Genomic DNA, 17,934 nt, shown 5'->3' with positions numbered 1-17,934 from the left:
GCTCCCTCAAAACAGGCTATATTGCCCGCTGCCGCTCAGCGACCATGTCGCCAGCGTCTCATGATGTGTGCGGCCGACATGGCTGCACACCAGCATGAACTGGTCGACATGCCAGCAAAAACCATCGACCCTCTGCTGGTCGGGGCGGCCTTTGCGATAGAAAAGCGTCTGGTGCGGACTGAAGCTCCAGCCGGGATGCGTGGCCACCCCAGCCCCCCTCATCTTCGCGGCGATTTGCCGCTGAAGGGCATATAACAACGGCACCCTATGCGATGGGCGCAGTGCCGCCGAGCTGTTGCCGATGCTGAGCTTGTCCAGCCGCAGGTCGAAGGGTTCGGCCATCACCCCCGTCCCGGCGCGCAGCAGCGCCTTGATGACGGCATAGGGATAGTCATCATAATCACAGGTGACCACCAGCGTCACATGCTGATGATCCACGGCGATGCGCTGGGCACCTCCGGCGATGGTTTTGGCATAATGATCGGTCTGGCGCGCGATCAACGGGCTGGGTTTCAAGGCGAAGAACAGCCGGAAGCGGGTCTGGACGGAACGGATTTCCATGGCACTTGCTCCACGCGACTCATATGCATATGTTCATGATATGTTCTTTTTGAACGTAAAGCGAATCCTTCGGAAGCCGTCAAGGATTTCATGCGCTTATGCCCGATTGGACAAGGAGAGTGGACGATGATGCAATGGACGCTCGCCACCCTGACGGAGAAGATGCAGGACATCGATTCCGCAATGCTGTCGACCCATGCGGATGACGGCCAGGCCGGCCCCCGACCGATGAGCAATAAGCGGGATGTCGCTTAGGGTGGTGACAGCACTTATTTCACCACCGAGGACACGCTGATGGTCAAGGATATCGACCGCGACCTGGGGGTCGGCCTCTCCTTTCAGGGGCGCACGGGATGGCTCAAGCAAAATCCCCTGTTCATCGCGGTTGAAGGCCGCGCCGACCTGATCCGCGATCGCGAGGAATGCAGGGTGCATTGGAACAGCCATTTGCAGGGCTGGTTCGAGGAAGGACCGGACACGCCCGGCCTTGTCATGATAAAGGTCCACACCGAACGCGCCCATGTCTGGGATGACGAGAATGAGGCTGAACTGGAGCTTGGATGACATTGAGCCGCACGATGCCGGATGGCCGGTGGAGACGGATCGCGCGGGTGGTTCTGGCAGCGGCTTATGCCTTCGCAGGCGTTGCGCATTTGGCCCGGCCTGGTGGCTTCGTCGCGATCACGCCTGAATGGGTGCCCATGCCGGAACTGGTGGTTGCATTAACCGGCATGGCGGAGATTGCCGGCGCCGCCGGGCTGATGCTTCCTCCGCTGCGCAAGGCGGCGGGCATGGGATTGGCGCTCTACGCGCTCTGCGTATGGCCGGCGAATTTCCACCATGCGCTGAGCGACATTCCCTTGAGTGGCGTGCATCTGAGCTGGTGGTATCACGGCCCCCGGCTGGCGTTGCAGCCGGTCATCATCTGGTGGGCGCTCTGGGCGAGCGGCGCCATCGATTGGCCATTTGCTCGCAGGTCCTGACGTTCACGCTTTGCGCAGGCGATCGAAGGTGCGGAGGTTGCGCGCTTTCCGGTCGCGGGATCGACCTTGGCGATTGTCTTTGGAGGGCACGGCCTTACTGTGACCGCCTTCAAGACAAACAGGCGGCCTGACAAAATAATGACCCGACATATTCCGTGGATCCTGATCGCCATCGTCGGTGCGGTGGCATTGTCGGTGGTGGCCGTGTCACGCGGCGAGGCAGTCAATGCGCTGTGGATCGTGGTGGCGGCGGTCAGCAGCTTCCTCGTCGCCTATCGCTATTATGCGCTCTACATCGCGCGCCATGTGATGCGGCTGGACCCGTCACGGCCCACGCCCGCGATCCGGCGGGCCGATGGGCTGGACTATGTCGCGACCGACAGGACGGTGCTGTTCGGCCATCATTTTGCGGCGATCGCGGGCGCGGGGCCGCTGGTGGGGCCGGTGCTGGCGGCACAGATGGGTTATCTGCCCGGCACGCTCTGGATCATTGCGGGCGTGGTGCTGGCGGGCGCGGTGCAGGACTTCATGGTCCTCTTCATCTCGATGCGCCGCGACGGCAAGTCGCTGGGCGAGCTGATCCGCATGGAAATGGGTCAGGTCGCGGGCACCATCGCGCTGTTCGGCGCCTTCATGATCATGGTCATCATCCTCGCAGTGCTGGCGCTGATCGTGGTCAAGGCGCTGGCGGAGAGTCCCTGGGGCATGTTCACCGTGGCGGCGACGGTGCCGCTGGCCATGCTGATGGGCGTCTATACCCGCTGGATCAGGCCGGGACGGATCGGGGAGGTGTCGCTGCTGGGGCTGATCGGGCTGCTGGCGGCAATCGTCTATGGGCAGAGCATCGCGCAGTCGCCGGTCTCGGGGCCGATCTTCACCTTCACGCCGGTGCAACTGTGCTGGATTCTGATCGGCTATGGCGCGGTGGCGTCGGTGCTGCCGGTGTGGCTGCTGCTGGCGCCCCGCGATTATCTGTCGACCTTCCTCAAGATCGGCGCGATTGCGGCGCTGGCCATCGGCATCGTCATCATGGCGCCGCCGCTCAAGATGCACGCCGTCACCCAATTCGTGAACGGCAATGGCCCGGTCTGGTCCGGCGGGCTGTTCCCCTTCCTGTTCATCACCATCGCCTGCGGGGCGGTGTCGGGCTTCCATGCGCTGATCGCCAGCGGCACCACGCCCAAGCTGATCGCCAGCGAAGCCCATGCGCCGATGATCGGCTATGGCGCGATGCTGATGGAGGCGTTCGTGGCGATCATGGCGCTGGTGGGCGCGTCCATCCTCGATCCGGGCGTTTATTTCACGATGAACAGCCCGGCAGCCGTGATCGGCAAGGATGCGGCGAGCGCGGCGGCGGCGGTGACGGCCATGGGCTTTCCCATCTCTCCTGAGTTGATCCTCCAGACGGCGAAGGATGTGGGGGAGCATAGCATCATCTCCCGCGCGGGCGGCGCGCCGACGCTGGCGGTGGCGATGGCGGAGATATTCTCCCATATCGTCGGCGGACCGGCGATGAAGGCCTTCTGGTATCATTTCGCGATATTGTTCGAAGCGCTGTTCATCCTCACCGCCGTCGACGCCGGGACGCGCGCCGGGCGCTTCATGTTGCAGGACCTGATCGCGCTGGTCGTGCCGGGCTTCAAGGAAACGAAGAGCATGGCGCCGGGCATCGTCGCCACGGCGCTGACCGTCGCGGCCTGGGGCTTCTTCCTCTATCAGGGCGTCACCGATCCGCTGGGCGGGGTGAATACGCTCTGGCCGGTGTTCGGCATTTCCAACCAGATGCTCGCCGCCATGGCGCTCATGCTGGGGACGGCGGTGCTGTTCCGGATGAAGCAGGACAGGTTCGCCTGGGTAACGTTGCTGCCGACCGCATGGCTGCTGATCTGCACCCTGTCGGCTGGGTTCCTGAAGCTGTTCTCGGCCGATGCCAAGGTCGGCTTCATCGCGCATGCAACGAAATTCAGCGCGGCGGCGGCACGGGGCGAAGTGCTGGCGCCCGCCAAGTCGATGGCGGAAATGGAGGCGATCATCTTCAACGACCGGGTCGATGCCGGGCTGGTCGCGATCTTCCTGTTCGTCGTGCTCGCGGTGCTGTTCTTCACCATCCGCACCTGTCTGGCGGCGCGGAAGGTGGCGGCGCCCACTGCGCGGGAAATCCCGGCGCAACTGGTCCCGGCGGAATGAGCCTGTTTCTCCACCGGCTGCGGCAGATGGCGCGCATGATGGTCGGAATGCCGGACTATGACGCCTATTTGCGGCACATGGCCGACCATCATCCCGAAAGCGCGCCGATGGATCGGGTCGCCTTTTTCCGCGAGCGGCAGGAAGCACGCTATGGCGGGAAAAATGGGGGGAAGTGCTGTTAGAGCATCGTGCGGAAAAGTGGGCGAGCCGGAGGCACGTGACTCCGAGCTCGGGTTTTCCGCCTAAAACGATGCGACAACAAAAGCTTAGAGCGATTTCGAAGCAATCGGAATCGATTGCTCGTTAAGAAATCGCGGTAAAACAAAGGAATAGAGCGGTTGATCCGGCGCGGTCAGATTGCAAACCGATCTAACGCCGGGCGTTGAAACCGGCGATCATGCCCGCCGCGATGGAAAGGGCGATTTCGGCCGCGCCGACAGCGCCTATGTCCAGTCCGGCGGGGCCGTCTATCCGCGCCAGATCCTCCGCTGAAAAGCCCTCCCCGGCCAGCCGTTGCAGCCGCGCGGCATGGCTTTTGCGCGATCCCAGCGCCGCGATATAGCCGGTGGGCGCACGCAGAGCCGCCGCCAAAGCCGGGTCATCGATCTTGATGTCGTGGCTGAGCGTCACCACAGCGGTCGATTCGCCGGGAAAGCGGGCAGCGACGGCTTCATCGGGCCAGCGATCATCCAGTTCGACGCCGGGAAAGCGCTCTTCGGTCAGAAAGCGGCCTCGGGGGTCGATGATGACCGGCGCGACGCCGATGGCCTGGGCCAGAGCGCTCAAGGACTGCGCGATCTGCACCGCACCCACGATCAGCACCCGACGCGGCGGATCGTAGCGGTTATGGAACTGCCCTTCGATGGCGCCTTCCCGCGTCAGGCCGCTTTCCAGATCGGTCGACAGGGTGAGCGCCCTGCCCTTCCCGCTTTCCGCCACGACGCGCTCGAACAGCGCGGGAGCGAATCCGTCCGCGCCCACCGGCTGGACCAGGACGCTGATCTCCCCGCCGCAGGGCAAGCCGACCGCCCAGGCATCGCCGTCGGCCACGCCATAATGGTCCAGATGCGCCGGACGCCCGGCGATCACTTCGGCGGCGCGTTGCAGCACGTCGGTTTCGACGCAACCGCCCGAAATGCTGCCTTCGAACCGGCCATCCTCATGCACGATCATATGACTGCCGCGCGGCCGGGGCGCCGAGCCCCAGGTCGACACCACGGTCGCCAGCGCCATGCGGGCGCCGCGCCATTCGATGGCCTTGCCGACAACCCCGCCATTATCGTTCAAATCTTGCCTCCTAAATCAGTCGCCGCCCCGTCCATACCACCCGTCCGACGATCGCAACCAGCGCCGGATCGATATCGATCCAGTCGGGATAATGGGGATTGTCGCTGAGTACCGAGAACAGCCCCCGGCGCGGCCCCATCGCCACCCGCTTCACCATCAACATGCCGTCCAGCCGCAACACATAGACGCCATCGCGCAGCCGAATCGCATCATCGTCATGATCGACCATGATCTCATCGCCGTCATTCAGCGTCGGCGCCATGGATTCGCCGTCGACGCGGATGATCGAAACCTTTTGCGGCCGCACGCCCAGATGGCGCAGCCAGCCAGCGTCGAACGCCATCACGCCGGTCGTCCGCTCATCTTCGTCCAGCGATCCCGACCCGGCCGACGCCCCCAGCGACAGGCGCGGCACGGGCACCACCGCCGGAAGAGAGCGCGTCTTCACCGGCGCGGCGCGGGCGACCGGGCCGCCCAGCAGATCTTCCGCCACGCCGAAATAGCGGGCCAGAACACGCCGGTCCTCCTCATCCAGCTTGCGCGGGGTGCCGCGCTTGATGAACTGCTGGATATAGGCCGGGTTGCGTTTCAGCAGGCGGGAGAGATCGGCATAATTCTCCCCCCGCTCGGCAATCAGCCGTTCCAGCGCGATTCGCGGATCTTCCCCATTACCGATCATGCATCATCCTTAACGATAGGATTTTTCCTAGACAAGTAGGAAATAGGGTAACAGATAGGAATAAACCTGCGTATTCGCATCGGGCGAATCGCATCATGAGAGGAGAAACAGGGGAATGTTGCTTCGCGCCGTCGAGAAATTCCTGCGGGAGAACGGCATCCCGGCGACCAGGTTCGGCCGTGACAGCGTTCGCGATCCGCGACTGGTCTTCGACCTGCGCAGGGGTCGCGAACCGGGTGCCAGAATGAAAAGACGTGTAGAACATTTCATGAACGAATATCACAGGAGCGCCGGCGAATGACAAGCATCGACATTCAGGCAATGCCCGGCAATCGGGTGCGAATCGGGGAGCGGACAACTGGGGGACGCGATCCCCTCCCCCGGCTGCTCGTGCAATTACTGGAGCGGGCGGGGGCGCCCGTCACAGTGGAGCGCGCCACCAGCCGCCCCTGGGCCAGCGCCCTGTTTCAGGGAAGGCGCCATGTCGTCGCCCTTCTCCTCGCCGGTCCGGATGCGGCGGCGCGGCGCACGGCCTTTCTGGAAGGGATCGAGGAGGCGGAATGGAGCCTGACCGGCCATTTCGTCGCCGACATCAGCATCGACGACAACCACGCCTTACCTGGCGGCGAATGGATCGAATTGTCGGCGCTCACCATCGAGGATTGGTGAGCGCCACCTGTCCCTTCAGCGGGTACGGCCAGCCATGCTGCGCAAGGTGCCGAGGGCGGCACGCAGAGCTTCGTCAACGCCCTGTTCGACATGATCGCGCACCGGCACGGCGGCTTCCACCGGCATGTCGGCCAACACGGAGACGGGCCGGCCCATCCCCTTGCGCTGGGCCAGGCCGCGCTCCAGCCTTTCGGTCAGTTCGGACAGCGAAAGGTGGGTGATCGGGGCAGGCGCGTTCTTCGGCTGCGCGGATTGCCCGACATCCTCATATTCCGCATCGACCGCTTCCACCCGGAACGCGCGTTCCAGCCGGGCGAAGGCACGTTCTTCCATCGTCGTTTCCGGCGTGGCGGGGATGGAAAGGCCGGCGGCAGGCGTTGCTTCCTCCACCTCGACCTCGGCTTGCACCTCTTCGCGTCCCGGCGCGGTGCGCGCGAAAATGTCGAGGCCGCCAAAGTCCCGGCTGGCGAAGATCGGCGCCCGCGCGGGTGCGTCGGGATGCGCGTCAGCGCGGCGGCGCGCCGATCCGGAAGTCCGGTCGCCCCGGCTGCGCGACAGCCAGTTCAGCTTGGACAATGCAAAACCCATTTTGCTCACTCCTGGGGCGTTGTTCGAACGCCCTTCCTCTTGATAGGTCAACAGGCCTACGGGCCTTTCCCTTTGCCCGGCCCAGACCAGCCCCAGCGCCATCAGCGCACCGAAACCGGCGAGCATCAAGCGGGCCGTCATCCCCAGCGGCGGCGCGGCGACGGGCAGAGCCTCGCTGAGGCCGCTCGACGCTGCCACCGTCTCGATCAGCCCGACCGGCAGCGACAACAGGACCAATCCGGCCCCCAGCGCGCCCAGCAGCGCCTTCCTCAGCCTGCCCATGCCGCGCCCTCTCAGGCCGCCGCCCGTACCCGCCGGGGCTGCGCCAGCAACCGCTGATAGACGGGTTCGTAACGAAGAATGTTTGACGACCAGTTACGCTCGCGCTCCACAAAAGCCCGCGCCGCAGCCCGGCGCTCGTCCCAGAAGCTGCGATCCGTGAACATTCTGGCCAGCGCGGCGGCGATGGCGGGCGGATTGTCAGGCGCGAACAGCGTGCCGGTGACACCGTGGTCGATCAGTTCGCAATGGCCGCCAACGCCCGAGGCCGCGACCAGACGGCCCTGCGCCATCGCTTCCAGCGGCTTCAGCGGCGTCACCAGATCGGTGAGTCGCATCGCCTTGCGCGGATAGGCCAATATGTCGACCTGCGCATAATAATCCTCGACCTGATCGTGCGGCACGCGGCCGACGAAGACGATATGGTCGGCAAAGGGGGACGCCATGGCCTGATCGCGCAGCGCCTGTTCGCATGGGCCGCCTCCAACCAGCAGCAGCTTTGCCTTGGGCCGCGCCCGCACCAGTTTCGGCAAGGCGGCGATCAGGTCGTCCAGCCCCTCATAATCGTAGAAGCTGCCGATGAAGCCGACGACATCGGCGCCCTCCAGGCCCAGCTTCGCGGTCAGCGCCGGATCGCGCGGAACGGGCGTGCCGAACTGCTCCATGTCGACGCCATTGGGCGACACGATGATCTTGTCCGCGTCGATCCCCCGCGCGACCAGATCGCCGCGCAGCCCTTCGCAGATCACCGCGACCGCATCGGCAGCGCGCACCGCATGGGTTTCCAGCTGCCGGGTCAGCCAATAGCGCGGGCTGCTTTCCGTGCCGGTGCCGTTGCCGACCGCCGCATCCTCCCAGAAGGCGCGAATCTCGTAGATCATGGGGATGCCGTGGCGCTTCGCCACCTTCTGCGCGGCGATGGCGTTCAACACCGGCGAATGGGCATGGATGACGTCCGGGCGCCACTGACGCACCAGCGACTCGATGGCCTCCGCATGGGCGGAAATGTCCCGCCACTCGCGCAGCAGGGGATTGCCGCCGCTCGATTCGCCCGGCGTGCGGTGGAAATGCAGACCATCCACCATCTCCTCCATCGGCCCCGCCGCGCTATGACGATGGCCGGTGATCCCGCGCACTTCCCAGCCCTTGGCCATCTGCGCCCGCAGGATCGCGCGGGTGCGGAAGGTGTATCCGCTGTGCATCGGCAGGCTGTGATCCAGCACATGAAGAATCCGTGTCATGGCCCGATTCTTTGCCTGAAAAGGTTTAACGGGCCGTCAACTCTGTTGGGTTAGGGGTAGGACCGTGGTTACGGACTCCCCTTTCAACGCATGATCGACGCCCTCTCCCTTCTCATCAGTCATGGCGTCATCCTGCTGGCGGCGTGGCGGCTGCTGTCGCGCCCCGATCTCGACCGCGATCCCGATTCGGAGAGCGGCGATGCGTGACCTGTTCTTCGTCGCCTTCCTCGGCGCCTTCTTCCTTCTGGGCCTGAGGCGGCCGTTCCTGCTGATCGCGGTCTATGCCTATATCGACATCGTTTCTCCCCAGCGGCTTTCCTATTTCCTGCTGAACAGCATCCCCATCTCCTTCATCGCCTTCATACTGGCGGTGGGAGCCTGGGCGTTGGTCGACGACAAGAAGGACTGCCGCTTCTCCATGCGGCAGGTGATCCTGCTGCTTCTGCTCGCCTGGTGCGGCTATACCACGGCGACGGCGGACTTTCCGATCAACGCCGCGACCAAATGGGGCTGGGTGTGGAAGGCGATGATCTTCGCCGTCTTCCTGCCCATCACCCTGCGCACGCGTTTGCGGATCGAGGCGCTGGCCCTGTTCATGGTCCTTTGCGCCAGCACGATCATCATCAATGGCGGCATGAAGACCGCGCTCTCGGGCGGCGGCTATGGCGTGCTGAACCTGATGGTCGACAATAATAGCGGCCTTTATGAAGGCAGCATCATATCGACCGTCGCCATTTCGCTGATCCCGCTGATCCTCTGGCTCTCCCACCATGGCACCATCTTTCCGCCCGATTGGCGGGTGAAGCTGTTCGCCTATGCACTCTGCGCCGCCTGCCTGTTGATGCCCATCGGGACGGAGGCGCGCACGGGTCTGGTCTGCATCGCCATCCTCGCGGGCCTGATGCTGATGCGGTCCAAACGACGCTTCCTCTACGCCCCGCTGATGGCGGTCGCGGCGCTGGCGGCCATCCCCTTCCTGCCTGCCAGCTTCACCCAGCGCATGGCCACCATCGAGAATCACAGCCAGGACGAAAGCGCCTCCACCCGCATGGCCGTGTGGAAGTGGACGCTGGATTATGTGAAGGACCATCCGGGCGGCGGCGGCTTCGACAATTATCTCCAGAACAGCTTCACCTATGTGATGCAGGAACGCGTCACCGACGCCGCCGGATCGCGCATGGAAAAGCGCATCGTCACCGACCATGGCCGCGCCTATCACAGCGCCTATTTCGAGATGCTGGGTGAGCAGGGCTATTTCGGCTTCTTCCTGTGGGCGCTGCTGCACCTCATCTGCTTCATCCGCACCGAATCGATCCGCCGCATGTACCGCAAGCGAGAGGGCGATGAAGCCTGGATCGCCCCCTTCGCCGTTGCCCTGCAACAGGGGCATGTCATCTACATGATAGGATCTCTGTTCGTGGGCATCGCCTATCAGCCTTTCATCTTCATGATGCTGTCGCTCCAGATCGGCCTCGACACTTATCTGACCCGCAGGCGCAAGGTCGCGGCGCGCCAGCCGTTCTTCGCCGCGTCACCAGTCGCGCAGGGGAACGCCGCATGAAGGGCGGGTTGAAGATTTTGAGCATGGCCCATGGATTGCTGCTGGGGCTGGTGCTGGTTTCGCCGCTGATCGCGCCTGCGCTGTTGCCTTGGGGTGTGGAAGCCCTTTTCCTGATCGCCGCCTTCCAGTTGCGCCTTGCCGACCGGCGCTGGGAAACGCGGGCGGGGCTGCGCGGCTGGATCAGCCATATCCGCATGGCGCCGATGCGGCTGCTGCCATGGGCCGGCATTGCGGTGGTCGCCATCATCGCCGGTTCCGATCAGGCCCGGCTCGCCGTCGCGATCCTGACCGCCGTCGCGATGGGGGAATTGCTCATTTATCCCGCGCTCGTCCCCCTACTGGGCCGCCTGCCGCGTCGGGGACTGGCAGGGGCGATCCTGCTGTTGCTGATCGGTTGCGGGCTTGCCGGACAGGGCGCGGAACCGGGTCAGGCCGCCCGCTTCGTCATGGCCTTCGCGCTGGGCATGGGCGGCTGCGTCTTCTGGCTGCGCGGCCCCGATGGCGAGGCAGGCGCCACCCTCGCCGCGCTGGCCGGAGCCATCGCCGCACTGATCGTCGCCCTGTCGCCGTCAGCCCGGAGCGCTGCGATTCCCGCCGCCACCCTCTGTCTGACGCTGACCTTCGCCCATTTGTCGGTGATGCGCCGTCATCCGCTGCACTGGCGCTTGCCCGGCCGCCGCCCGGCCCACACGCCCTGAAACGGAACGAAGCAGGCGACGACGGGTTTACGAACGCGGACTGATCGTCTTTCTAGAAAGCCGGGGCTCCGCTCCGGCGCTGCCATTGGCGGCCTGAATCCGCATCCATAACCACAAGGATATCCATGGCCGCCCCAAAAGACTCCGCTCCCCTGCCTGAGATCGACGTCCGCCCTCCCAATCTTGTGGAGATGTGGCACGCGACGATCCACTGGTTCTCCCTCCATTCCCTGCAGATCCTGATCGCGATCGGCGCGGCCGTCGTGATCTACAGTCTGCTGACGGCGCTGCGCGGTGTCGGCAGCCGGTTGAAAGGGACGGCCGGCGACACGCTGGGCTTCACCAATGTCGCGGGCCGCGCCTTTGCCCGCACCACCCATTTCTTCATGGCGATGGTCGCCGCGCGGCTGGTCGTCAGCTACGCCAATCCGCCGCAGATGGTGCTGAAAACCATAGCCTTCCTCTTCACCATCGCCGCCGTCTTCCAATGTGCCATCTGGGCGCGGGAGATCATATTGGGCCTGATCGAGCGGCGCACCACGGCGGACGAAGGACAGGCGCTGGCCAACGCCATGGGCCTGATCCGCGTGCTGGTGACGGTCGCCCTGTTCGCCATCGCGCTGATCGTCGTGCTCGACAATCTGGGGGTCAATGTCACCGGCCTGGTCGCGGGTCTGGGCATTGGCGGCATCGCCATCGGCCTTGCGGCGCAGGGCATCTTCTCCGACCTGTTCGCCGCGCTGTCGATCATCTTCGACAAGCCTTTCCGCCTGGGCGAGGTCATCACCTATGACCAGACCACCGCGCGGGTTGAGCATATTGGCCTGAAAAGCACACATTTGCGTGCGGTGAGCGGCGAGAAGAAGGTGATCTCCAACGCCAATCTGCTGCAAAAGGAGATCGCCAGCCTCCAGATGCTGGTGCAGCGGCGCGTGACCTTCGCCATCGGCATCATCTACCAGACGCCCGAGGACAAGGCCGAGGCGATCCCCGCCATATTGAAGGAAATCGTGGAGGCGCAGGGGCATATCTTCGTCAATGCGGGGCTGGTGAGCTTCGGCGCCAGTTCACTGGACTATCAGCTCAATTTCGACGTGCCCGATCCCGACACCCACGATTATTTCGGCTCCCGGCACAAGGTCGGCCTCGCCATCTGGAAGCGGTTCAAAGCGGAAGGGATCAAATTTGCCTATCCCACGCAGACCAGTTTCACCGCCGCTCCGGACGGACGCTCGATCATGCCCTATCCGGAGGTTCCGCCCGTCATGCGCGTCGATCAGCAGGGCAATTGAAGGACGGGAACTCGCCCGGCCGCAGATCGGACTCGCCCCATCCTGCTCCCGCTTGCCTGACGCAGCGCCGGGAGTCAGGCCCTGTCCGGCTATGAACAGACTATCCTATTTGCTGGCCGCCGCCGCAGCGATCGCCTTGGCCCCCGCCGCCCATGCCGAGGGGATCGGCGCCGAAATCAACTATGGCCGCGCCGATGGCCATTGGGGAACGGAAATCGGGGCGGGCTATGCCATGAATCTGGGCGGCTTCAGCCTGACGCCCGGCGGCGGCGTCTATCTGCGCGACGGCGACACGAAACTCTATGGACGGGTGGAGGCGACCTTTAGCTTGCCTGCCTCCGCCACCATCGGCGCGGGCGTGCGTTTCAGCGGCGAAAACACGCGCCCCTATGCCACGATCGCCATGCCGCTGATCCCCAAGCTGCGCGCCAAGGCCAATGTCGGCCCCAAATATTACACATTGGGCCTGACGCTGGGTTACTGACCGGCGCCCCATAGCGGACCGGGCAGGAGCAGGCCGTCGTTCAGCACAAGCCCGCCCTCCCGGTCCTTCGCCAGCAGCAAGGCGCCGTCCAGATCGATCCAGTCCGCCCCCTGCGCCACCAGCGCCGCCGGCGCGATCCCCAGCGACGTCCCCAGCATGCAGCCGACCATCACGCGGAACCCGCGCGCCCTCGCCTCGCGCGACAACGCCAGCGCCTCGGTCAGCCCGCCCGCCTTGTCGAGCTTGATATTCACCGCGTCGAAATCGCCCAGCCGGTCGAGATCGGCGCGGGTATGACAACTTTCGTCGGCACAAAGCGGCAAGGGCGCCCTGATCCCGGCCAGCCGCTCCTCCTGCCCATGAAAGACCGGCTGCTCGACCATCTCGACGCCCAGTTCCGCCAGCGCCTGCGCCTCGGCCACGATATCCAGATCATGCCAGCTTTCATTGGCGTCCACGATCAGCCGCACATCGGGCGCCCCCGCCCGCACCGCGGCAATCCGCGCCCGATCGCCCTCGCCGGTCAGCTTGCATTTGAGCAGCCCGAAGCCGCGCTGCGCCGCCGCCCGCGCATCCGCCTCCATCTTCTCCGGCTCACCCAGGCTGATGGTGAAGGCGGTCGGCAGGGGCCGTGGCTCCTCCAGCCCGGCCAGCTTCCACACCGGCACACCGGCACGCTTCGCCTCCAGATCCCAGAGCGCGCAGTCCAGCGCATTGCGCGCCGCCCCGCGCGGCATGGATTCCAGCAATGCCTCACGCTCCAGCGGCCCGGCATAGGCGCTGATCGCCGCCGCGCAGCCCTCCGCCGTTTCGCCTTCATAATAGATCGCCGTGCCCTCTCCCCGGCCGACATGCACGCCATCGCCCACGGTGCAGACCACCACGTCGACCACCGTCTTCGCCCCCCGGCTGATGATGAAGGCCCCCGCAACCGGCCAGCGTTCAACAGTCGCGGATATGATGCGTGTCATCGGCGTTCCCTATGCTGAGAATATACGGGCCTATGCGAACCGGCTATCCCGCCGCATAACCACTCTCCACCCGTAGATAAAGGATGGGCGCACCCGTGACCTCCAGAGAATTGACCGGCCTCCTGTCCCTCACCGACGCCGATGCCGCCGCCGCGCAACGCCGCCTTTCCGATATGGCCTGGCGCATCGGCTTCGGCGCGATCACATGGCCCTGGTTGCTGGCCAGCCTGTCGGGCGGGCGCAAGGCGGACAAGCGCGCCCTGCTGGACGAACTCGGCCTGCCCCACGATGCCCTGCCGCATCTGGGAAGCTGGAAGGCCGATGTCGGTTTCCTGCGCCATATCGTCCGCGAAATCGCGCGCCTTCGCCCCGCCAATGTCGTTGAACTGGGTGCAGGCGCCTCCACCCTGATCGCCGCCCGTGCGCTTGCGCTGCATGGCGGCGGACGGCTGACCAGCTTCGACCAGCATGACGGCTTTGTCGATGCGACGCGCAACTGGCTGGCGGATCACGGTCTCCATGCCGACCTGCGCCACGCGCCGCTGACAGCCGAGAGCGCGGACTGGCCGAGCCGCTGGTATGATATCGACGCCCTGCCCGACAGCATCGACCTGCTCATCATCGATGGTCCACCCTGGGCCGTCCACCCGCTGGTGCGCGGCGCTGCGGACAGTCTGTTCGCGCGCCTCTCCCCCCATGCCGTCGTGCTGCTGGACGATGCCGCCCGCCCCGGCGAGCGTCTGGTCGCCCGGCGCTGGCGCAAGCGCTGGCCGCATATCGACTTCCGCCTGAAGCATGACGGGACCAAGGGCACGCTGGTCGGGCGGCGGCGCGACACCTCCGTGCCCGTGGCCAACGACAATGAACAGGGCCGCAATTGGCGCCATCTCGCCCGCGCCGCAGCGATGGCCGGGCTGATCGCGACCGGCTGGATCGCGCGCGGCGAACTGGGCGAATTTCCGCAAAATGCGGAGGCCAGCACCTTCCTCGACGAAGCCGCCGCATCCCACCGCACCGGCCTGCTCCGGCAGGCGATGGTGTCGCAGGTCGAAAGCGCCATGCTCAACCCCGCCGAGATCCGCCGCTCCACCGGCATCGTCCTGCCGCCCCTGCCCGCAAAGTGGCGCATCGACGATGTCCAGCTCTATCCCACGCCGGACAGCCCCGCCGTTGCCGTCTCCATCACCACCCCGGCGGGCGAGCATCTCTCCTTCTTTGCCGACCGCGCTGAAACCCCGGCGGAGGCGCACCCGCTGCTGGCCCGGCGCGCGGAGGATGTCATCGCCTATTGGGAAGCGGGCGACATGGCCTATGCCCTGACCGGCCGGGCAAAAGCCGGTCGCATCATGGCGCTGGCGGCGGAAATCGCGCCCGCCATCTGATCCCTTTTCGGGCGCGCGGCGGGCTGCTACAGCCCGCGCCCATGGAGGACTTGGACAAGCCATCGCGCGACAAGGCGCGCCCCGCACTCGGCAGCCTGGGCATGATCTGGCGTTTCGCCAGCCGCTATCCCGGCCGTATCGCCGGCGCGCTCGCCGCGCTGCTCGTCTCCTCCGCTGCGACGCTGGCCATCCCCAGCGGCTTCCGGCTGGTGATCGACCGTGGCTTCGTGGGCGGCGGCGATATCAGCCGCTGGTTCGAATATCTGTTCCTGATCGTCGTCATCCTCGCGGCGGCAACGGCGGCCCGCTTCTATTTCGTGTCCTGGCTGGGCGAGCGCGTCGTCGCCGACATCCGATCCGCCACACAGGCCAATCTGCTGCGACAGGAACCCCGCTTCTTCGAGGAAAACCGCCCGTCCGAAATCGCCTCCCGCATGACCGCCGACACCGCGATCATCGATCAGGTGGTCGGATCGACCGTGTCCATCGCCCTGCGCAATATGGTGACCGGGATCGGTGGCCTCATCTACCTCTTCGCATTGGCGCCCAAGCTGGCGGGCCTGCTGCTGCTGGGCATTCCCGTCATTCTGGTCGCGATCATCGGCCTTGGCCGCCGCGTGCGCAAACTTTCACGCGCCAGCCAGGACCGGCTGGCCGAAGTCGGCAGCGTCACATCCGAAACGCTGGGCGCGATGAAGATCGTGCAGGCTTTCGGGCAAGAGGGGCGGGAGGCCGCCCGCTTCGACGCCACGGTCGAATCCGGTTTCGCAACCGCCCGCCGCCGCATCGCCCTGCGCGCGGCGATGACCGCCATCGTCATCGCGCTGGTGTTCGGGTCGATCACCGCCGTCATGTGGCAGGGCGCTCTGGACGTCGCCGCCGGGCGCCTGTCGGGCGGGAGCATCGCGGCCTTTGTGCTGACCGGCGGGCTGGTCGCGGGGGCTTTCGGCGCCCTGTCCGAAACCTGGGGCGATCTGCTGCGCGGCGCAGGCGCGGCCGGACGGCTGCATGAGCTGATGAGCGCCGTGCCGCAGATCACCGCCCCGCCCCGCCCCGTGCCGGTGCCTGCCGCCGACCATGGCGCCCGGCTCCAGTTCGAGGATGTGCATTTCCGCTATCCCACCCGGCCCGATCAGGCCGCGCTGCACGGCATTTCCATCGACATTGCGCCGGGCGAAACGGTCGCGATCGTCGGCCCATCCGGCGCGGGCAAGTCCACGCTGATCCAGCTGGCGCTGCGCTTCTACGATCCCGATTCGGGGGACATCCGCCTGAACGGCGTACCACTGACGCAGGCCGATCCGGCGGCGGTGCGCGCGATGATGGCGATGGTGCCGCAGGAAAGCATCATTTTCGCCGCCTCCGCCCGTGACAATCTGCGCTACGGCAAATGGGACGCGAGCGATGAGGAGGTCTGGGCCGCCGCCCGCGCCGCCAATGCCGAAGCGTTCCTGCGCGCTCTTCCCGAGGGGCTGGACAGCTATCTGGGCGAAGGCGGCGCGCGCCTGTCCGGCGGCCAGCGCCAGCGGCTGTCGATCGCCCGCGCCCTGCTGCGCGATGCACCGATCCTGCTGCTCGACGAGGCGACCTCCGCGCTCGACGCGGAATCGGAACGGTTGGTGCAGGATGCGCTGGCACGGCTCATGGAAGGGCGCACGACCATCGTCATCGCGCACCGCCTGGCCACCGTGCGCGCGGCGGACCGGATATTGGTGCTCGATGAAGGGCGGCTGGTCGAACAGGGCGATCATGCGACGCTGATGGCCCGGCAGGGCCTATATGCCCGACTTGCGAATCTCCAGTTCCAGGACGCGCCGGCCGGCTGATTGCGCCGCGCCCTTGCGGCCAAGGGTGGAAAGCGGGCAGTCCTCCATGAAGCAACTGGCATCCGATGCGCTCATGCGCCGCAGCCCTGTTGGCGCTATATGGGATTGAGACATCCCAGCCGCAGGAGCCATATGTGCAGATCGCAATTTTGACGTTTGATGGGTTCAATGAACTGGACTCGTTCATTGCGTCGGCGATCCTCAACCGCATGAAGGCGCAAGGCTGGGCGGCACATATAACATCGCCCACCGTGCAAATTACCTCGATGAACGGCGTAACCGTTCACCGCCAAAAACCGCTTGAGTTCGCAAAGGAGGCGGATGCGGTTTTGATCGGCAGCGGCATAAGGTCTCGGGAGATCGCGAATGACGTCGATCTGCTTTCGGCCATCGACCTCGATCCTTCACGTCAGCTAATCGGCGCTCAATGTTCCGGAACGCTCATTCTGGCGAAGCTCGGCCTGCTGGGTGCTGTTCCCGCTTGCACGGATCTGACGACAAAGCCGTGGGTCATTGAGGCAGGCGTCAACGTGATTGATGCGCCCTTCACCGCCCACGCCAATGTCGCGACAGCGGGCGGGTGCCTGGCGTCGCAATATCTCGCAACATGGATCATTGCGCGCGGCGCCTCGATGCGAGCGGCGGCTGAGGCAGTGCATTACGTGGCCCCCGTCGGTGAAAAGGAGCCATATGTTCATCGCGCAATCTCGGTCGTCGAGCCGTTCATCGGCCAACCACGAGCGCCTACTGGCTGATCTTGATGATATGATCGAGAATCGCCGGGTGAAGCGGACGTTCGAACACGCCACCCGATTCATGGGCCCGGCTCCACAGCACGCGGGCGCGGCGCCCTTCAAAGCCGGGCAACATGACCCACAGATCGTCGTCCGCCGTCAGCTTCATGAAGCTTTTGAGCCGGAAGCCGATCGCGGTGACATCGGTGATCTGGCTCTTGAACCAGGTTTCGCCCGGCCGGCGAACCCGCACGCCGATCAACACGGACCGCCGGTCTATCAGACGGCCATCGGCCCTGCTGAGTTCGGTTTGAAGTTTGGCGCCCATGATCCAATGCCGATTTGACCGCCGCCATTATCCCGGTTCAGGGTAAAGGAAGCATTAAGTCCGGGCAGGTCGCAGACATAAAATAAGGGGCCGCCAAAGCAGCCCCTTCAAATTCAGCGCGATCAGGCCGATTGCGTCACCCCTGCCCGCGCCCGGAAACGGGAAGTCAAACATTCCCGGCCAG

Annotated in this window: 20 protein-coding genes and 1 pseudogene; 14 read left to right on the top strand and 7 right to left on the bottom strand. The window is 65.3% G+C overall.

The window, feature by feature from the left end; translation table 11 throughout:
- Nucleotides 1–6 precede the first annotated feature (6 nt).
- A complete protein-coding gene (locus HUK73_RS15170; protein WP_176592645.1) occupies nt 7–561 on the bottom strand; it encodes a 2'-5' RNA ligase family protein in 555 nt (184 codons plus the stop codon).
- A 126-nt stretch (nt 562–687) separates the two neighbouring features.
- Here HUK73_RS15170 and HUK73_RS26800 point away from each other — a divergent pair, with 126 nt between their 5' ends.
- The 5 genes and pseudogenes from HUK73_RS26800 (at nt 688) to HUK73_RS15150 (ending at nt 3,913) form a co-directional block, all read left to right on the top strand.
- Nucleotides 688–816: a hypothetical protein gene (locus tag HUK73_RS26800; RefSeq protein ID WP_255326294.1), complete on the top strand. Its 129-nt coding sequence runs from the start codon at nt 688–690 to the stop codon at nt 814–816.
- A 27-nt stretch (nt 817–843) separates the two neighbouring features.
- A pseudogene (locus HUK73_RS26795) lies at nt 844–1,125 on the top strand (pyridoxamine 5'-phosphate oxidase family protein); the annotation flags it as partial.
- Complete coding sequence (locus HUK73_RS15160; RefSeq protein WP_255326293.1) at nt 1,122–1,544, top strand: DoxX family protein; 423 nt, start codon at nt 1,122–1,124, stop codon at nt 1,542–1,544. The pseudogene HUK73_RS26795 and the gene HUK73_RS15160, both read left to right, overlap by 4 nt.
- Before the next feature lie 138 nt (nt 1,545–1,682).
- Nucleotides 1,683–3,731 (top strand): carbon starvation CstA family protein, encoded by a 2,049-nt coding sequence (locus HUK73_RS15155; protein WP_176592644.1) that lies wholly within the window; start codon nt 1,683–1,685, stop codon nt 3,729–3,731.
- Complete coding sequence (locus tag HUK73_RS15150) at nt 3,728–3,913, top strand: YbdD/YjiX family protein (RefSeq protein ID WP_176592643.1); 186 nt, start codon at nt 3,728–3,730, stop codon at nt 3,911–3,913. Before HUK73_RS15155 ends, HUK73_RS15150 begins: the two co-directional genes overlap by 4 nt.
- A 187-nt stretch (nt 3,914–4,100) precedes the next feature.
- On the opposite strand, the gene HUK73_RS15145 is transcribed toward HUK73_RS15150, so the two are convergent.
- Nucleotides 4,101–5,018 carry an XdhC family protein gene (locus HUK73_RS15145; protein ID WP_176592642.1) on the bottom strand — a complete coding sequence of 306 codons (918 nt, stop codon included), beginning with the start codon at nt 5,016–5,018 and terminating at the stop codon, nt 4,101–4,103.
- Nucleotides 5,019–5,028: 10 nt separating this feature from the next.
- The gene (locus HUK73_RS15140; RefSeq protein ID WP_218036465.1) at nt 5,029–5,697 is read right to left on the bottom strand and encodes a S24 family peptidase; all 669 of its coding nucleotides are present in this window, start codon (nt 5,695–5,697) and stop codon (nt 5,029–5,031) included.
- 115 nt (nt 5,698–5,812) lie between these two features.
- Here HUK73_RS15140 and HUK73_RS15135 point away from each other — a divergent pair, with 115 nt between their 5' ends.
- Nucleotides 5,813–5,998: a hypothetical protein gene (locus tag HUK73_RS15135; RefSeq protein ID WP_176592641.1), complete on the top strand. Its 186-nt coding sequence runs from the start codon at nt 5,813–5,815 to the stop codon at nt 5,996–5,998.
- Between the two features lie 20 nt (nt 5,999–6,018).
- A complete protein-coding gene (locus HUK73_RS15130; RefSeq protein ID WP_255326372.1) occupies nt 6,019–6,366 on the top strand; it encodes a hypothetical protein in 348 nt (115 codons plus the stop codon).
- Between the two features lie 15 nt (nt 6,367–6,381).
- Here HUK73_RS15130 and HUK73_RS15125 read toward each other — a convergent pair whose 3' ends face one another.
- Entirely contained in the window at nt 6,382–7,236 is an 855-nt protein-coding gene (locus HUK73_RS15125) for a hypothetical protein (protein WP_176592639.1), read from the bottom strand.
- A gap of 11 nt (nt 7,237–7,247) precedes the next feature.
- A complete protein-coding gene (locus HUK73_RS15120) occupies nt 7,248–8,474 on the bottom strand; it encodes a TIGR04063 family PEP-CTERM/XrtA system glycosyltransferase (protein WP_176592638.1) in 1,227 nt (408 codons plus the stop codon).
- Between the two features lie 199 nt (nt 8,475–8,673).
- Between HUK73_RS15120 and HUK73_RS15115 the strand changes: the two genes are divergently transcribed.
- The 4 genes from HUK73_RS15115 to HUK73_RS15100 all read left to right on the top strand — a co-directional run bounded on the left by HUK73_RS15115 (nt 8,674) and on the right by HUK73_RS15100 (nt 12,509).
- Nucleotides 8,674–10,035: a putative O-glycosylation ligase, exosortase A system-associated gene (locus HUK73_RS15115; RefSeq protein WP_176592637.1), complete on the top strand. Its 1,362-nt coding sequence runs from the start codon at nt 8,674–8,676 to the stop codon at nt 10,033–10,035.
- Nucleotides 10,032–10,733: a hypothetical protein gene (locus HUK73_RS15110; RefSeq protein ID WP_176592636.1), complete on the top strand. Its 702-nt coding sequence runs from the start codon at nt 10,032–10,034 to the stop codon at nt 10,731–10,733. Before HUK73_RS15115 ends, HUK73_RS15110 begins: the two co-directional genes overlap by 4 nt.
- 125 nt (nt 10,734–10,858) lie before the next feature.
- Nucleotides 10,859–12,025, top strand: a complete 1,167-nt coding sequence (locus HUK73_RS15105) for a mechanosensitive ion channel family protein (RefSeq protein WP_176592635.1) — start codon at nt 10,859–10,861, stop codon at nt 12,023–12,025.
- A 91-nt stretch (nt 12,026–12,116) separates the two neighbouring features.
- On the top strand, nt 12,117–12,509 hold the full coding sequence (locus HUK73_RS15100; RefSeq protein ID WP_176592634.1) for a hypothetical protein: 393 nt from the start codon (nt 12,117–12,119) through the stop codon (nt 12,507–12,509).
- Here HUK73_RS15100 and dgcA read toward each other — a convergent pair.
- Nucleotides 12,503–13,480 carry an N-acetyl-D-Glu racemase DgcA gene (gene dgcA / locus HUK73_RS15095; protein ID WP_176592633.1) on the bottom strand — a complete coding sequence of 326 codons (978 nt, stop codon included), beginning with the start codon at nt 13,478–13,480 and terminating at the stop codon, nt 12,503–12,505. The genes HUK73_RS15100 and dgcA overlap by 7 nt on opposite strands.
- A 95-nt stretch (nt 13,481–13,575) precedes the next feature.
- Here dgcA and HUK73_RS15090 point away from each other — a divergent pair, with 95 nt between their 5' ends.
- The 3 genes from HUK73_RS15090 to HUK73_RS15080 all read left to right on the top strand — a co-directional run bounded on the left by HUK73_RS15090 (nt 13,576) and on the right by HUK73_RS15080 (nt 17,443).
- Nucleotides 13,576–14,862: a class I SAM-dependent methyltransferase gene (locus HUK73_RS15090; RefSeq protein WP_176592632.1), complete on the top strand. Its 1,287-nt coding sequence runs from the start codon at nt 13,576–13,578 to the stop codon at nt 14,860–14,862.
- A 41-nt stretch (nt 14,863–14,903) separates the two neighbouring features.
- Nucleotides 14,904–16,688 (top strand): ABC transporter transmembrane domain-containing protein, encoded by a 1,785-nt coding sequence (locus HUK73_RS15085; protein ID WP_176592631.1) that lies wholly within the window; start codon nt 14,904–14,906, stop codon nt 16,686–16,688.
- A gap of 134 nt (nt 16,689–16,822) precedes the next feature.
- The gene (locus tag HUK73_RS15080) at nt 16,823–17,443 is read left to right on the top strand and encodes a DJ-1/PfpI family protein (protein ID WP_176592630.1); all 621 of its coding nucleotides are present in this window, start codon (nt 16,823–16,825) and stop codon (nt 17,441–17,443) included.
- Here HUK73_RS15080 and HUK73_RS15075 read toward each other — a convergent pair.
- The gene (locus tag HUK73_RS15075; protein WP_176592629.1) at nt 17,433–17,750 is read right to left on the bottom strand and encodes a PilZ domain-containing protein; all 318 of its coding nucleotides are present in this window, start codon (nt 17,748–17,750) and stop codon (nt 17,433–17,435) included. The genes HUK73_RS15080 and HUK73_RS15075 overlap by 11 nt on opposite strands.
- Nucleotides 17,751–17,934: the final 184 nt, after the last annotated feature.

The sequence above is a fragment of the Sphingobium sp. EM0848 genome, assembly GCF_013375555.1.
Lineage (GTDB): Bacteria > Pseudomonadota > Alphaproteobacteria > Sphingomonadales > Sphingomonadaceae > Sphingobium.
Note: the sequence above shows the minus strand (reverse complement) of the source record. Positions and strands in the feature narration are given on the sequence as shown.

Coding starts and splice junctions, on each gene's coding strand:
- HUK73_RS15170 (WP_176592645.1), bottom strand. CDS start 561: ATGGAAATCCGTTCCGTCCAGACCCGCTTCCGGCTGTTCTTCGCCTTG.
- HUK73_RS26800 (WP_255326294.1), top strand. CDS start 688: ATGATGCAATGGACGCTCGCCACCCTGACGGAGAAGATGCAGGACATC.
- HUK73_RS15160 (WP_255326293.1), top strand. CDS start 1,122: ATGACATTGAGCCGCACGATGCCGGATGGCCGGTGGAGACGGATCGCG.
- HUK73_RS15155 (WP_176592644.1), top strand. CDS start 1,683: ATGACCCGACATATTCCGTGGATCCTGATCGCCATCGTCGGTGCGGTG.
- HUK73_RS15150 (WP_176592643.1), top strand. CDS start 3,728: ATGAGCCTGTTTCTCCACCGGCTGCGGCAGATGGCGCGCATGATGGTC.
- HUK73_RS15140 (WP_218036465.1), bottom strand. CDS start 5,697: ATGATCGGTAATGGGGAAGATCCGCGAATCGCGCTGGAACGGCTGATT.
- HUK73_RS15135 (WP_176592641.1), top strand. CDS start 5,813: ATGTTGCTTCGCGCCGTCGAGAAATTCCTGCGGGAGAACGGCATCCCG.
- HUK73_RS15130 (WP_255326372.1), top strand. CDS start 6,019: ATGCCCGGCAATCGGGTGCGAATCGGGGAGCGGACAACTGGGGGACGC.
- HUK73_RS15125 (WP_176592639.1), bottom strand. CDS start 7,236: ATGGGCAGGCTGAGGAAGGCGCTGCTGGGCGCGCTGGGGGCCGGATTG.
- HUK73_RS15120 (WP_176592638.1), bottom strand. CDS start 8,474: ATGACACGGATTCTTCATGTGCTGGATCACAGCCTGCCGATGCACAGC.
- HUK73_RS15115 (WP_176592637.1), top strand. CDS start 8,674: ATGCGTGACCTGTTCTTCGTCGCCTTCCTCGGCGCCTTCTTCCTTCTG.
- HUK73_RS15110 (WP_176592636.1), top strand. CDS start 10,032: ATGAAGGGCGGGTTGAAGATTTTGAGCATGGCCCATGGATTGCTGCTG.
- HUK73_RS15105 (WP_176592635.1), top strand. CDS start 10,859: ATGGCCGCCCCAAAAGACTCCGCTCCCCTGCCTGAGATCGACGTCCGC.
- HUK73_RS15100 (WP_176592634.1), top strand. CDS start 12,117: ATGAACAGACTATCCTATTTGCTGGCCGCCGCCGCAGCGATCGCCTTG.
- dgcA (WP_176592633.1), bottom strand. CDS start 13,480: ATGACACGCATCATATCCGCGACTGTTGAACGCTGGCCGGTTGCGGGG.
- HUK73_RS15085 (WP_176592631.1), top strand. CDS start 14,904: ATGGAGGACTTGGACAAGCCATCGCGCGACAAGGCGCGCCCCGCACTC.
- HUK73_RS15075 (WP_176592629.1), bottom strand. CDS start 17,750: ATGGGCGCCAAACTTCAAACCGAACTCAGCAGGGCCGATGGCCGTCTG.